This window comes from Flavobacterium soyae, from assembly GCF_021245985.1.
In the GTDB taxonomy this organism is placed as follows: domain Bacteria; phylum Bacteroidota; class Bacteroidia; order Flavobacteriales; family Flavobacteriaceae; genus Flavobacterium; species Flavobacterium soyae.
The window spans coordinates 65306-80186 of record NZ_JAJQXA010000013.1 but is presented as its reverse complement, the minus strand read 5'-3'; the positions used below and the strand labels follow the sequence as shown (position 1 = coordinate 80186).

13 protein-coding genes are annotated in these 14881 nt (G+C 33.5%); 10 read left to right on the top strand and 3 right to left on the bottom strand.

Annotation, left to right across the window (positions count from 1 at the left end):
- Positions 1 to 137: 137 nt before the first annotated feature.
- From tsaD to LUU93_RS16440, 8 genes are all read left to right on the top strand, one after another.
- Complete coding sequence (tsaD, locus tag LUU93_RS16475; RefSeq protein WP_232682270.1) at positions 138 to 1160, top strand: tRNA (adenosine(37)-N6)-threonylcarbamoyltransferase complex transferase subunit TsaD; 1023 nt, start codon at positions 138 to 140, stop codon at positions 1158 to 1160.
- Positions 1161 to 1162: 2 nt separating this feature from the next.
- Entirely contained in the window at positions 1163 to 1876 is a 714-nt protein-coding gene (locus LUU93_RS16470) for a 16S rRNA (uracil(1498)-N(3))-methyltransferase (protein ID WP_232682269.1), read from the top strand.
- Positions 1877 to 2018: 142 nt separating this feature from the next.
- Positions 2019 to 2657: a DUF4159 domain-containing protein gene (locus LUU93_RS16465; RefSeq protein ID WP_232682268.1), complete on the top strand. Its 639-nt coding sequence runs from the start codon at positions 2019 to 2021 to the stop codon at positions 2655 to 2657.
- A gap of 10 nt (positions 2658 to 2667) precedes the next feature.
- Positions 2668 to 3174, top strand: coding sequence for a TrmH family RNA methyltransferase (locus LUU93_RS16460; RefSeq protein ID WP_232682267.1), 507 nt, complete (start codon positions 2668 to 2670; stop codon positions 3172 to 3174).
- A gap of 299 nt (positions 3175 to 3473) precedes the next feature.
- A complete protein-coding gene (locus LUU93_RS16455) occupies positions 3474 to 4436 on the top strand; it encodes a zinc metalloprotease (protein WP_232682266.1) in 963 nt (320 codons plus the stop codon).
- Positions 4437 to 4556: 120 nt separating this feature from the next.
- Positions 4557 to 5648 (top strand): AI-2E family transporter, encoded by a 1092-nt coding sequence (locus LUU93_RS16450; RefSeq protein ID WP_232682265.1) that lies wholly within the window; start codon positions 4557 to 4559, stop codon positions 5646 to 5648.
- A gap of 2 nt (positions 5649 to 5650) precedes the next feature.
- A complete protein-coding gene (locus tag LUU93_RS16445; protein ID WP_232682264.1) occupies positions 5651 to 6832 on the top strand; it encodes a THUMP-like domain-containing protein in 1182 nt (393 codons plus the stop codon).
- 2 nt (positions 6833 to 6834) lie between these two features.
- Positions 6835 to 7401 (top strand): hypothetical protein, encoded by a 567-nt coding sequence (locus LUU93_RS16440; RefSeq protein ID WP_232682263.1) that lies wholly within the window; start codon positions 6835 to 6837, stop codon positions 7399 to 7401.
- Here the strand turns inward: LUU93_RS16440 and LUU93_RS16435 are convergent, their stop codons facing one another.
- Positions 7402 to 8007, bottom strand: coding sequence for a M15 family metallopeptidase (locus tag LUU93_RS16435; protein ID WP_232682262.1), 606 nt, complete (start codon positions 8005 to 8007; stop codon positions 7402 to 7404).
- Between the two features lie 125 nt (positions 8008 to 8132).
- Here LUU93_RS16435 and LUU93_RS16430 point away from each other — a divergent pair, with 125 nt between their 5' ends.
- Entirely contained in the window at positions 8133 to 9884 is a 1752-nt protein-coding gene (locus LUU93_RS16430) for a CocE/NonD family hydrolase (RefSeq protein ID WP_232682261.1), read from the top strand.
- Between the two features lie 10 nt (positions 9885 to 9894).
- On the opposite strand, the gene LUU93_RS16425 is transcribed toward LUU93_RS16430, so the two are convergent.
- Both LUU93_RS16425 and LUU93_RS16420 read right to left on the bottom strand, forming a co-directional pair.
- On the bottom strand, positions 9895 to 12171 hold the full coding sequence (locus LUU93_RS16425) for a lipocalin-like domain-containing protein (protein ID WP_232682260.1): 2277 nt from the start codon (positions 12169 to 12171) through the stop codon (positions 9895 to 9897).
- Between the two features lie 557 nt (positions 12172 to 12728).
- On the bottom strand, positions 12729 to 13832 hold the full coding sequence (locus tag LUU93_RS16420) for a fatty acid desaturase family protein (protein WP_232682259.1): 1104 nt from the start codon (positions 13830 to 13832) through the stop codon (positions 12729 to 12731).
- 551 nt (positions 13833 to 14383) lie between these two features.
- On the opposite strand from LUU93_RS16420, the gene LUU93_RS16415 reads away from it, so the two are divergent.
- On the top strand, positions 14384 to 14836 hold the full coding sequence (locus tag LUU93_RS16415; protein ID WP_232682258.1) for a hypothetical protein: 453 nt from the start codon (positions 14384 to 14386) through the stop codon (positions 14834 to 14836).
- Positions 14837 to 14881 lie beyond the last annotated feature (45 nt).

Below are 14881 nucleotides of genomic sequence, written 5' to 3'. Positions count from 1 at the left end.
AGATTTTGTTTTAATTTAATTTGAACAGACAAAGGTCGGCTGTTTTGATAAAAATTCTTTAATTTTGGGGCTCTGCTTCAAATCAAAGCAATTCAAAATTTGATTTGTCAAATATAATTCAAAATTCGTGCCTTTATATGCAAAATTCAGAGGTTTTTATTCTTGCCATCGAAAGTTCATGCGATGATACTGCCGCCGCAGTTTTACATAACGATAAAGTTCTCTCAAATGTTGTGGCCAATCAATTAATTCACAATCAATATGGCGGTGTAGTTCCTGAGCTAGCTTCAAGAGCCCATCAGCAAAATATAGTTCCTGTAATCGACGCAGCACTTCGTAAAGCAAATGTACAAAAAGAACAGCTAACTGCCATTGCCTTTACGCAAGGTCCCGGCTTAATGGGGTCATTGTTAGTAGGAAGTTCTTTCAGTAAATCATTAGCATTAGCATTAAATATTCCGTTAATTGCTGTAAACCATATGCATGCCCATATTTTAGCCCATTTTATTGATGAAGAAGGCTACGATAAACCTGAGTTTCCTTTTTTAGCTCTAACCATCAGCGGAGGACATACTCAGATTGTAAAAGTAAACAGCTTTTTTGATATGGAAATTATTGGCGAAACAACCGATGATGCTGTTGGAGAAGCTTTTGATAAGAGTGCAAAAATATTAGGGCTTCCCTATCCAGGCGGACCTTTGATTGATAAATATGCGAAAGAAGGAAATCCGAAAGCCTTTACTTTTACAAAACCAAAAGTTCCGGGATTAGATTTTAGTTTTTCGGGATTAAAAACAGCTATTTTGTATTTTATCCAGAAAAATAAACTGGAGAACCCAAATTTTGTTGATGAAAACCTAAATGATATTTGTGCTTCTATTCAGCATACGATTATCGAAATTTTGATGGACAAACTAAAACTTGCTGTCAAAGAAACCGGAATTAAACAAATTGCCATTGGCGGAGGAGTTTCGGCAAATTCAGGAATCAGAACTACATTAAAGGAAAGCGAAGCCAAATATGGCTGGAAAACTTTTATTCCGAAATTCGAATATACTACAGATAATGCGGCAATGATTGGAATTGTAGGCTATCAAAAATATTTATCAAGTCGCTTTGAAACTTCTGCGGTGGTTTCTAAAGCACGAATTCAATTTTAATTATGCAGTTATTTTACAATCCGGATATTGACGAAACAACCGAAAGTTTTTCTTTTGATAAAGAAGAAAGCCGACATATTATAAAAGTTTTACGAAAGAAAGATTCGGATATTTTACATGTTACAAATGGTTTAGGTTTATTGTTTGAAACTGAAATTACATTGGCTTCAGACAACAAATGTATTGTGAGCGTTCGTTCTATAAAAAAATCTCCTGAGCCAAAATTTCGCCTGCATTTAGCCGTTGCGCCAACCAAAATGAACGATCGTTTTGAATGGTTCTTAGAAAAAGCTACAGAAATTGGAATTCAGGAAATTACACCAATAATCTGTGATCGTTCTGAACGAAAAGTAATTAATTTGGAACGCTTTGAAAAGATTATTTTATCGGCAATGAAACAATCTAATGAAACTTATTTTCCTAAACTGAATGATGCCATTTCGTTTAAAGAATTCATGAAACAAAAAAATCAGGGTTTACAATTTATTGCTCATTGTGAAGAAACCGACAAAAAATCTTTGAAGGAAACTTTAAAACCAAATGAAAATGTAACTTTATTAATTGGTCCCGAAGGGGATTTCTCTGAAAAAGAAATAGCTTTGGCCATTGAAAATAAATATCAGCCGGTAACTTTAGGAAATACACGTTTGCGAACAGAAACTGCTGCAGTTGTGGCTTGTCATAGTGTTGTATTTTTTAATGAAGTGCCTAATTAAAGACAATCTTGTCATCCTGAGGAACGAAGGATCGCACTAGTTGATCGACACAGATTGACGACTTTCTGTGCGGAGTTTCTTGTGAGATCCTTCGTTCCTCAGGATGACAAAAAAGCCGAATAACAGGCAATTTAAAATTATTATGAAAAAAATATTTTACTTATTATTACTTTTTTCAATTTCATCCTTTTCTCAGGAAATTGCTTTGCTTAAATACAGCGGCGGCGGCGATTGGTATGCAAACCCAACATCGTTGCCCAATTTAATTCGTTTTTGCAATTCGACTATCAATACCAGAATAAAAGCAAAACCTTCGACAGTTGAACCAAGCAATCCTGATTTGCTTTCGTACCCGTTTGTGCACATGACCGGGCACGGAAATGTTGTTTTCAGCGATTCTGATATTACAAATCTTAGAAATTATTTATACGGGGGAGGTTTTCTTCATATCGATGATAATTACGGTATGGATCAATACATTCGAAAAGAAATCAAAAAGATATTTCCTAATAATAATTTAGTTGAAATTCCGGCAAATCATCCTATTTTTCAAAAACCTTTTCCTTTCCCAAACGGATTGCCTAAAATTCACGAACACGACGGAACCCGTCCGCAGGCGTTTGGAATTTTCGTAGAAAACAAATTGGTGTTATTATATACTTATGAATGCGATTTAGGCGACGGCTGGGAAGATCCTGAAGTTCATAATGATCCTGCAAATGTTCGCGATAAAGCTTTAAAAATGGGTGCAAACATTATCAATTATATTTTTACCAATTAAATTTTAAAAAGTGCAGCTTACTCACGAAGAAAATCAATTTGAGAGAAAAATATTTCCAATAACCTTGGTTTGCGATCATATTTATTTTCAGCAGAATATTGGTTCGCTTTTTAGAATTTCTGAAGCTTTTGGTGTCGAAAATATTATTTTTCTGGGGAAAGATATTCCGCTTACGCCAAGGAAAATTAACAAAACTTCCCGCAGTACGCATCTTCATGTACCACATCAAATTATCGAAGAAACAGCTCAATTAATTGACTATTTACAGCAAAACAATTTCGAAGTTATTGCTTTAGAAATTACAAGCAATAGCAAACCTCTAAGAGAAGTTGTGATTCCGAATAAAAAAACAGCACTTTTGATAGGAAGTGAAATTGATGGAATTTCTGATGAACTTTTAAAAATTTGTGATCAAATTGTACACATAAATATGTTTGGAAAAAATTCCAGCATGAATGTTGTGCAGGCAGCAAGTATAGCCTTATACGAAATTACTTCTTTGCAGTCTTTAACATAAAAAGCTAATATTTTCTAAAAAAGTAGAAAATGCAAGGAAAATGTTAAAACACAAACAAACAAGTTACCTAAAGGTTAAATTTAAATCTAAATATAGTTTTTTTGCTCCCAAAACATCAATAAATAAGAATTTACATCATAAAAATAATTTTAACTTTTTTGTAGGAACTAGACTATATAAGGGATTGTTAAAAAAACGTAAATAAATTAATATAAAAATTTGGTCACAAAGTGTTTTTGTTATAAAATTGCGAGCTGGTTAACCAAAACTATTATTTTATAACAAAACCCCCTATTATTATGAAAAAGATTATTATTACTGCATTTACAGCATTAGTGCTGTTTTCTTGTCAAAACGATCAATCTGCTGACGCAAGCGGTTCAGAAGCTGCGGCTGCAAAAACAACACTTCGTTCTTGTGCAACTCAGGACGTGTTAGAAGCTCAATTAAAAGCTGACCCTACATTGGCTATTAGAATGAACGAAATTGAAGCTTTTACAAACAAAACTTTACTTACGGGTAAACTTGTAAATGGTAAAATTGAAATTCCTGTTGTGGTAAACGTTTTGTACAGAACAAGTGCAGAGAATATCTCAAATGCGCAAATTCAATCTCAAATTGATGTTCTAAACAAAGATTTCAATGCGCAAAACTCTGATTTTAACAGCGTACCAGCACTTTTTGCAGGTGTAAAAGCTAACGTTGGAATTACATTTGTTTTAGATCAGGTTATTAGAAAATCTACAACTAAAACTTCTTGGGGAACAGCCGATGCAATGAAAAAAACATCAAAAGGTGGTCTGGCTCCAACTTCACCAACAACTAAACTAAACCTATGGGCTTGTACTATTGGCGGTGGAATTTTAGGATATGCACAATTTCCAGGAGGTGCTTCTGCAACTGATGGAGTTGTAATCGACTCTAAATATTTTGGTCTTTCAGGAGCTGCAAATGCCCCTTACAATTTAGGAAGAACTGGTACTCACGAAGTTGGTCACTGGATGAACTTACGTCACATTTGGGGAGATGCAACTTGCGGAAGCGATTTAGTTTCTGATACTCCAACTCATAACGAGCCAAATTACGGTGTTCCTGCATATCCACACTATAGTACTTGTTCTGGTACTCCAGTAGAAATGACAATGAACTACATGGATTATACTGATGATAATGCAATGTACATGTTCTCTAACGGACAAAAAAGCAGAATGGCTGCTATCTTCGTAAGCGGAGGTGCAAGATTTTCTTTTGGACAGCCTTAAGCCTTTGATTGCACTTAAAGAAATAACTTACAAAAGCGAGATGTTTTCATCTCGCTTTTTTTTTGTTAAATACAAAAGTTTTAAAAGCTTTTTCCTATTTTTATGGTCTAAAATTAAAATATGATAACGTCAAAAATTATTTCTAACGGAATCTTACGGGCATTAGCTACAATATTAATAATTGGTATTGTTTTATACTTTCTATACGAAATACAAACTGTAATTGTTTATTTATGTATTTCTTTGATATTGTGTCTAATATCAAATCCGCTGGTTTTGTTTTTAAAAAATAAATTAAAATTCAAAGATTCGCTTGCTGCGACAACAGCTATCGTTATTTTTATTTTATTAATGGTTGGTTTTATCCTTTTGTTTGTTCCGTTAATCATTTCTCAGGCAAACAATTTATCGCTTTTAGATACCAAACAGCTTCAGTCCCAGTTTATGGAAACTGAACAAAGCATTGAAACGTACTTTAATATTCAGCATTTTGATTTAAATAAAGTCCTTAGGGATTCAAAAGTCACTTCGATGTTGAATTTTAGTTATTTTACAGGCTTCATCAATTCGATTTTGAACTTTATGGCTGATATGGGAATGGGATTGGTTTCGGTATTTTTTATTACTTTTTTCTTTATTAAAGATCAGGATGATTTTAAATCTACTGCCAGAAAATTACTTCCGGATTCAAATGAAGACAAAATATTAAATTCTATTACCAAGATAAACCATATGTTAACCCGTTATTTTATTGGGCTTTTACTTCAACTTACGGTTGTCTTTATTCTTTATCTGATTGTTTTGATGATTTTTGGAAACGAAAATGCTTTTGTAATTGCGTTTTTATGTGCTGTCTTAAATATTATTCCCTATATCGGGCCTATTATTGGAACGACTTTAGCTGCGCTTTTAACTATGATCAGCTTAATTGGACAGGACTTTAGGTCTGAAATTTTACCAACTACTATTTATGTCGTTATTGGATTTTTACTGGTTCAGGCAATTGATAATAATATCAGCCAGCCTATAATTTCATCAAAAAGTGTAAATTCGCATCCGCTGGAAATATTCCTTATTACTTTAATTAGCGGCATTACCTTTGGAATCGTGGGAATGATTATCGCTGTTCCGCTTTTTACAATGATAAAAGTAATTTTAAAAGAATTTTTTCCTGATAACAAAATTATATCTGTTTTAACCGAAAGAATTTAACTTTGAACACTTCTATTTTAAGTAAAAATATTCAAGATTTTATAACGCTGAATAGCAGTGAATCCATAACAAAATTAGCACTTCAAAAAAATCCTTTTCCAGAGGTTGAATGGATTTTAATTTTAAACCAAATTGAAGCTAAGGCAAAAGCTAAAGACAAATTACCAGTCTGGTTTGCTGCAGAAAACATTATTTATCCGGGTAAAATTTCTGTCGAGCAGACTTCTTCTGAAAAAACGGCGGCTTATAAAGCTTCTTTAATTTCCGGAGAAAGTTTAATTGATCTTACAGGAGGTTTTGGTGTTGATGATTATTATTTTTCCAAACAATTTAAAACTATTATGCATTGCGAAATAAATGAAGATTTATCTGCAATTGTAAAGCATAATTTCAAACAATTAGGCGTTGAAAACTGCCATTTTTATGCCAATGATTCTGCAAATGTTTTAAAGGATCTAAACCAGAAATGGGACTGGATTTACATTGATCCTTCGAGAAGAAATGATGCAAAAGGCAAAGTTTTTATGCTGAAAGACTGTCTGCCAAATGTTCCCGAATCTTTAGATTTTTATTTTGAAAAGGCCGATTCAATTTTAATTAAAACCGCGCCTTTATTAGACATTTCTGCTGGTTTATCTGAATTGAAATTTGTAAAAAACATTCATATTATCGCGCTCGAAAATGAGGTTAAGGAATTGCTTTTTGAAATTCATAAAGAGAATTCGGGTGAAATAACTTTGAAAACTGCCAATATCTTAAAAGATAAAATTGAAACTTTTGAGTTTGTTTTAGGTAACGAAACTCAATTACCATCATACAACCTTCCTCAAAAATATCTTTACGAACCTAATTCGGCAATTATGAAATCGGGCGGTTTTGATGAAGTGAGTACAGCATTCCAAATCAATAAACTGCATAAACATTCTCATTTATATACTTCAGAAGATTTAATTGATTTTCCGGGACGGCGTTTTGAAATCGAAAAAGTAATTTCATACAGTAAAAATGAAATGAAATTGGAGCTGTTAAATCAGCAGGCAAACGTTACAACCCGCAACTTTCCGGAAACTGTAGAAAATATTCGAAAGAAATGGAAAATAAAAAATGGAGGAAATGTTTATTGTTTTTTTACAACTGATAAAAATGAAAGCAAAATAGTTTTAATTTGCAGAAAAATAAACTAAAAATGAAACAACTAATTACTCTAACTCTTTTTTTATTAACCTTTACAGCATTTGCCCAAAAACCTTGTGAATACAGCACAAATGTAACAGACTCGATTGGAACTTATAAAGTAACTAACGAATATTTGATAAGCGAGAAAAACTTTGGCGGAACTTTTAGTTATGTTTTCTTTTCGCTTGCGCAGACTGACGGCTTACCAACTTTAAATTTACAGCTTATTCAAAAAAGTAAAGATTTCCTGAAAGCAAATTGTTTTGATAAAAACTCTAAGGTTTATTTACAATTAGAAAATGGAAAAATTGTAACTCTTCTTCATATCAATCAGGAAAACTGCGGAACTTTAATTCGCGACGATAAAGGTTTTGACAACCGTGTAAATACTGGAATTTTCATGTTTATGAAAGACAATTATGAAGATCTGAAAACTTCGCCTGTTTTAATTATGCGAATTAAATACCTGACTGACGTTGAAGATTATATTGTAAAAAGAGAATTAGTGTCTGAACTTAATGGCAAAACATACCAGCCCAACACGTATTTCATGCAGAATATCAAATGTGTTGAATAATTATTCGCAGTGCCACTTTTGATTAGAAACAGAATCTTTTAATCCGGTTTTTAAATTATAATGCCACCATTCTGAATCAAACGAATTGAAACCGTTTTGAATCATTATTTTTTTAAGGAATTTTCGGTTTGCCAAAATTTCTTTAGAAAATTTAGTGTAGTTGTGACCGGCTTCAGGGCCAAAAAAGTCAAAAGCGGTTCCCATTTCAAGTTCTTTTCCTTTTGCATCAACTAACGAAATATCTACGGCTCCTCCTCTATTGTGGATGGAGCCTTTTTTTGGATCTGCAACATATTCGGGATTCGATACAATCGTCCACATCTTCTGCTGGATCGATAAAGGTCTGTAACAATCGTACAGTTTTATTTTATATCCTTTTTTAATAAAATCTTTATTGGCTTCGATTAAAGCTTTAACCGTTTTTAATCGCAGGAAACATTCTGCACAATCATACACTTTAGCCTTCAGGAAATTATCATCTGTGGCATATTTCATATCATAAATGAAATCTTTGCTGTACTCTTTAAGGTTTACAAAAGTTGTGTCCTCAATTTTATGCTCTACAGGTTCTGCATAAGCTTCATTTTGTGCTTTCGCAGAAATCATCCAGCAAAAACATATTAAAAAAAACGAAGATTTGATATATTGTAACATGAAGTTATAATTTGAGTCATTATTGAAGTAAATATATAAATTTTAATTAAATTCGTTCAACTTAAAAAAACTTACTAATGATGAATAATAAGGCATTGTTTTTATTTCTGAGTTTATTTTTTTTGGTCTGCCAGCTTTCTGCACAACAGACAAAAGCCGCAAAATTAGCAAGTAACGAGAGTGATTACGATATTCAGGACAGTGTTTCGATTACAGCACGAGACGGCGCAATATTATCTGCAATGGTTGCCCGCAAAAAAAATGATAACGATGCAAAACCTGTAATTCTTCAATATACGATTTATGTTCGTGACAAAGGCAGAGATCTTAAAACCATAAAAGAATCTGTTGATAAAGGTTATACAGGCGTAATTGTTTACTCTCGGGGAAAACGTTTCAGCCCTAACGAAATTGATCCGTATGAAAATGAAAACAGCGATGTTTATGATGCTATAGACTGGATCAGCAAACAAAAATGGTGTAACGGAAGCATTGGAATGTATGGCGGAAGTTATAATGGATTTACGCAATGGGCGGCTTGCAAAAAGATGCATCCTGCACTTAAAACAATTGTTCCTTACGTAGCAAACAGACCGGGAATGGGACTGCCAATGGAAAACAATGTTTTTATAAACCCAAATTATGAATGGGCTTTTTATGTGGGAAACAACAAATATCTTGATACAGTTACCAATAATAACAGGCCTCGTTTTAGAGGATTAAAATTTAGGTGGTGGGAATCTGGAGCGGCTTATAAAAAACTGGACAGCATTGACGGCGAACCTAACAGATGGTTTCAAAAATGGGTAAGCCATCCGTCATTTGATGAATACTGGCAGAAAATGGCACCTTATAAAAATGATTTTTCGCAGATAAATATTCCTGTTTTAGCTTTTGACGGTTATTATAATGATTCTCAAAACTCAGGTTTATATTATTTAAAAGAACTTCAAAAGTACAGTCCGAAAACACCTTTTTATCTTGTAATTGGACCTTATGGACATTTTGGAACCCAAATTGGCGGCGAAGCCATTTTAAATGATTATAAAGTCGACTCAAACGCTTTAATTGACATTAAAAAAATTACCTATCAATGGTTTGATTTTATTTTGAAGAACGGTACTAAACCTGAAATTCTAAAAGATAAAATCAATTATGAAGTTATGGGTGCCAATGAATGGAAAAGTGCTTCATCATTTGAAAAAATGCATAATGATTTCCTGACTTTCTATTTAACAGCAAATAAATCCGGAGATTTTTATCTGGCCGATTATCAAAAGCCTAAGAAAAAAGAATTCTTATCGCAGGAAGTTGATTTTAAAGACCGACAAATCAGTAATAATAATTATTATCCCAGCCCAATTATTCGTAAAGATGTTAACGTAAATGACGGCTGTTTTTTTATAAGCGAACCCTTAAAAGAAGCTTTAATTGTAAATGGGTCCTTTTTAGGAGAAATCAAATGCAGCATAAACAAAAAAGATATGGATCTGGGCGTTACGCTTTATGAAGTTACGCCAAATGGAGAATATTTTCATTTATCATATTACATAGGCCGTGCCAGTTATGCAAAAAACATTGAAAAAAGACAGCTTTTAGTACCTAATAAAATTGAAACGATCTCCTTTACTAATACTCATTTCGTGAGTAAGCAGCTAAGTAAAGGAAGCCGTTTATTGATTGCCGTTACTATAAATAAAAATCCGTTTTCGCAGTTAAATTACGGAACCGGAAAAGAAGTAAGCGATGAAACTATTCGTGATGCAAAAGAGCCTTTGCAAATAAAATGGTATAATGACAGCTTTGTGAAAATTCCGGTTTTGAAGTAATTTTTTAAAATTATTCCTTTTTTAATGCATACCAGCCAAAGGCACGCAATCTTACTTTAAAAAATGAGTCTGGCAGGAGTTTATCAAGCTTTTTCCATGCTTCTTCGACAAGTTCTTCTGCTTCTTGACGGCATGCTTCAATGGCTCCGCAATTTTGCAATAAATGAATTATCGATGCTATTACCGCTGTATCCGTTGGCATGGTTTGAAGAGTTTTCCATACGTATTCGCGTTGATTTAAAGGCAATAATCCCATCGCTTTTGCAACTGGCATGGTTATTTTTCCGGCAGTAATATCTTCTCCTTTATCTTTAAGATTATTTTCATACCCCTGCAGATTCAACACATCATCTACTATTTGGTAAGCAACACCAATTGCTTCTAAAAAATTGCTTAGTGCCTCTATTTCCTCTGGTTTCCCGCCTCCTATCAATCCTCCCATTTTAGCCAATGTACAGGCAGGTGCTGCTGTTTTTAACCGATGTATGGTATAGATTCTTTTTTCAAGAACCGAACTTTCTCCAATTTTTACTGCATCAGGCATCATAAAATGAAGTCCGCTGATATCCATTGCCTGACCTGCATGTGCTGCACGCATCATTTCAAAATACAGTTCATATACTTTTAACCTGATATGATCTGTAAGATGAGGATAACGTGTAAACAATTCACCAATAAAATAACAAATATTACCTGCATTTATAGCTAGTGGTTCTCCATAAATAAGATGCAGGGCCGTGCCTCCTCTACGGGTGTCAGATCTGTCCTGAATATCATCTACAATTAAGGATCCTGTATGTATCAGCTCCGGCATTGCCAGCCAGTCGATAAACGGCTGAGAGTTTCCACCTACACTATCTATACATGCAAGAAATACATAAGACCTCCAGGCTTTTTTACTCCTGTCTACAATCTCTCTGATGGGTTTTATGACCGAAGAAACATACTGTTCTTTATCTTCCATACTAAAAAAAGTAACACCCAGCGGACTATCAACCAACCTGTGAAACTGCTCATCGCTAGGGTTTAAAGGCAGTAAAGATTCTACTGATTTTTGGGTCGTATCGCCTACTGCTTTTAAGAAACTTTCGATATTTGTTTTGGTACTAAATCCGTTTCTTTCAATATAACCCTGACCGGAAACTTCTGTATCCATAAATTTTCCTTCGGCACTTACACAGCCTTCCCAAAATGCGGGCGCAGAGAGAATAGTAATAAATTCCTGTTCGGGAAAATCTGCGGTAATAGAAAGAAAAATAGTGAGCTGCGGTATTTCTAATCTCCAGGAAACAGGATAGGATATAAAAGTTCGGGCACTTGTCCAATACTTTTCAGGTAAAAATGAGTAATGCTCTACGCTTGTTCTTTTACCATTCGGATCAATAATAACTATAGCACCTCCGGCATGTTCACCATTTTTTGTGTTATCAAAAAGATCGTAACCTGATAACTGATATCCATTATCTAGCTGCAGCGCTATCCAGTTCCAGTCCATTTCATGCTTAAATTCAAATGTTGAAGTTTCATCAGCCGGTCTGCTAAATTCATGGTCATACCAGCCGTTCCCTTCTACTTTATAAACCGTGTTACCTATCTGAACTTTTCCGCTTACCTCACACTTTGGAATAAAATAATAAAACATTTCTTCTTTCGTTATACCGCTTACAAATCCATTATTTCCATGCCGTACCGGTTCTGTTAATGGAATAAAATTAAGTTTACAAACCACTCCGTTCAATGGATTCTCAAGCTTTAAATGATAATGGCCTTCTTTATTTTTTTTAAAGGAGTTTTCATCGTATTTAAGAGAAAGTTTTTTGGCACCAATATTTGCAGGCTGCTTAAGAAGTCTGTCCGGCAGGGGCATATTTCCTTTCTCATACACTTCTTTTAGAGCGCGGCGAATCGATTTGTTTCCCGCATTCTTTTCATCGTTCTTTTTAATAGCTTTTAATATTTCTGCCGGCGTACTCAGATCTAAAAGAGAATCCATATAATATTTTCCTTCCGTTTTATCTGATAAAGACCAGATTACAGAATGCGTATAATTAAGATCTCCTGTTATCTCATCTTTTACTGCCACTCTGAAAAAAGAAGCAAATAAAGACAGCCGCTTTCCATCCTTAGAAGTAAGATGACAATTTTGATACCACCATTCGATTAGTGATTCATGGTGCGGAAGATCATGAATATTTAAATCAATTGGCCCATCAGCAGGCCAGGTCGAAGGATAGCAGTATGGGATATCTTCCAGGTTTGTTTGTTGTGCATAGGTTTCTTTTTTCATAATGTCAGACATATTCGTTATTACAATAATATTTATTCCGCTCTTCGAACTCACATCGATGGCAAAAACAGTATTAAAAATGGAATGCTGTACTACAACTCAAAACAGGTAATGGTTCTTCCTTTAACTAAGCTGCAATAAAAAATCACGACTCATTTAATAAAATATTGATTTTGTAAGAATAAAGTTAGCATAATTAATCAATATATGCAGATATATTTACACTTAATTTACTCTATAACAGAATCTTAATGTTGCATAAAAAATTCAGCCTCTTTTTTTATGTCTTTTTTCTCATATCTTAGAACGTTTTACCACCTAATCTGATAATAAGTTAAATTAGATCGGTTTTTTTGCAATTTATAAACATAACAATGCAGCAGACAATCATAAAGACTGCCTGTTAAAATTAATTTCAGCTTAGTTTTATTGATCTTACGGTTGTATTTTTCAAAAACACCTAATTTGGAACACTGCCCAATTAGACCGATAGAAAGAAGATTGTCCTGAAGAAGTTGTGTATGGTATAACGATAAAAAACAAGTATAATTTAACCTTTAAATCTCTCCCGTTATTAAAATATTTTCTTTAATACCTTTGTTTTTTAACATCCTGAAATGAGAGCGTACAGCATGATAAAAAGGATATGAAGTATAGGGAAGATCATATTCTTTTGCATATTTTATTATAATTGGCGTAATGTAAGGATAATACGTATGGCCAACACCCGGAAAAAGATGGTGCGCCACATGATGTGTAAAACCTCCGTATAAAAAATTGGCCAGCTTGCTATTTGTACTAAAATCTTTGGTGACAATCATTTGATGTAAAGCCCAGGTTGCAGATAGATTTCCTTCTTCGTCTGTTCCGGGAAAATTAGCATCTTCATCAACATGGGTAGAAACAAGTGCTACAACTCCCAAAACACTTCCGAATAAATGCATGGCTAACCATCCTGCCAAAACCAAATACCAAGGCTGATTAAGCAAAATCATTGGGATAAAAAGGATGTAAAACAGGTTTATAATTTTTGCAGTAAATAATATAAATACCTGCTTTTGCGGGATTGTGTCAACAATCTTTTTTACGTAATTGTTTTTGTTCCCAAAAAAATCTTTAAAATCCCGAATGTAAATCCAGTTTAGGCTGTAAAGCGGGTAAATAAACCACATGTAAATGTGCTGGTATTTATGATATTTAAGCACCGGACTGTTTGGAAAAATCCGAATTATATCGCTTTGTTTAATATCAATATCCCAATCCTGAACGTTTGGGTAAGCATGATGCAGATTGATGTGGCGGCGCATCCAGAGCCAGTGATTGCTTCCAAAAAGTTCTAAAACATATAAGAACCATTCGTTGTGTTTTGCTTTTTTAAACAAAGCCCCATGCGCTGCATCATGAAAAGCATTTATAAAAAGCACAATCATGGTAAAACCACACAGAATATAAAAAAGGAAAAGAAAAGGTGTACTGTTTCCAAAAAACAAAATACAGCCATAAAATAAAAAAAACAAAAACAAAAGGCCTAAAGACTTTACAACGTTTAAAAGGTACAATGATGAATTTTGCAAAACAGTTTCGTTCACTTCTGTGCGTAACTTTTTAAAAAAATCATCAGTACCGGCTTTAAGATAAACCGGGCGTTTTAATTTTTCCATAATCGCTATTGCTAGAAATTGTAATATCAAATTTAATAAAAAAAAGTTAAAATACATTATTTCAAAACATTACATATTAACAAATAGCAGTTAAAATCAATCTTAAAGTAGAATTTCCTTTTAAATGAAATAATCCTGATTTTTTTTTGCAGCTAATAAAAAATGATCTTTTTATACCAACTTACCCTCCTATTTTCAGGTTTAATCATAAATGCTGCACACTTTTGTATTTCTGGTAATCCAAACTTCTGTGCAGCACACAAAGCATTGAAACATAAGACAATACATTCATTTCAATTACACTTAAAAATACCTGTGTTTGTAACTTCAAAAAACATCCCATCCTAAATACCCAATACTTTATTTTCTTATAAAAAATCTTATCCTGCATAAAATCTCCTTTATGACTAATAATAACCGTTTTATGTCATTTTTTAACAATACAGTCTATATCTCCAGTACTTTCGGCTTTAAACAATTACCCTAAATTAATACCCCGCGATGCTGAAAACGGAATAAAAGAGTAAGCAAAATCCAAAAACAAAATTATTATGCAAACTGTGAATCCATTAACTATGTATGTTCCTATTTATCAAACTGATGAAGCTCAGGCAACAGCTCAGGCCGCTTATCAAGGCTTTAATAGCGCCGTTACTAAGGCTGCTTTAGATAAAATGGCAATTGTGCATTATGCCAGAATTGCTCTTGTACCCAATACTAACGGAAAAGGTATAGCTGGAATTTTAGTTATAACAGAATTTGACGGAAATATGAATTCTTACTTAGAGGCATTTTTCAATAATTCGACTACAATTAAAGCTGCGTTCCTTGTAATTATTAGTTTATGGGCTAATAAACCCGCAGATTTTCCAACTAATCCTGACCAGATTACGTATACTATCTTTTCGAACTTTATTAATGAGCGTAATCTTAGCCAGTCTCAGGATCTTTATTATGCTTACCCGCAATCAGTAAAGCAAATTGTAGCAAAATTTTCTAAATAAGAAATAAGAAAAAGTATAAACAATTACAGCTGTGTCATTTGATCC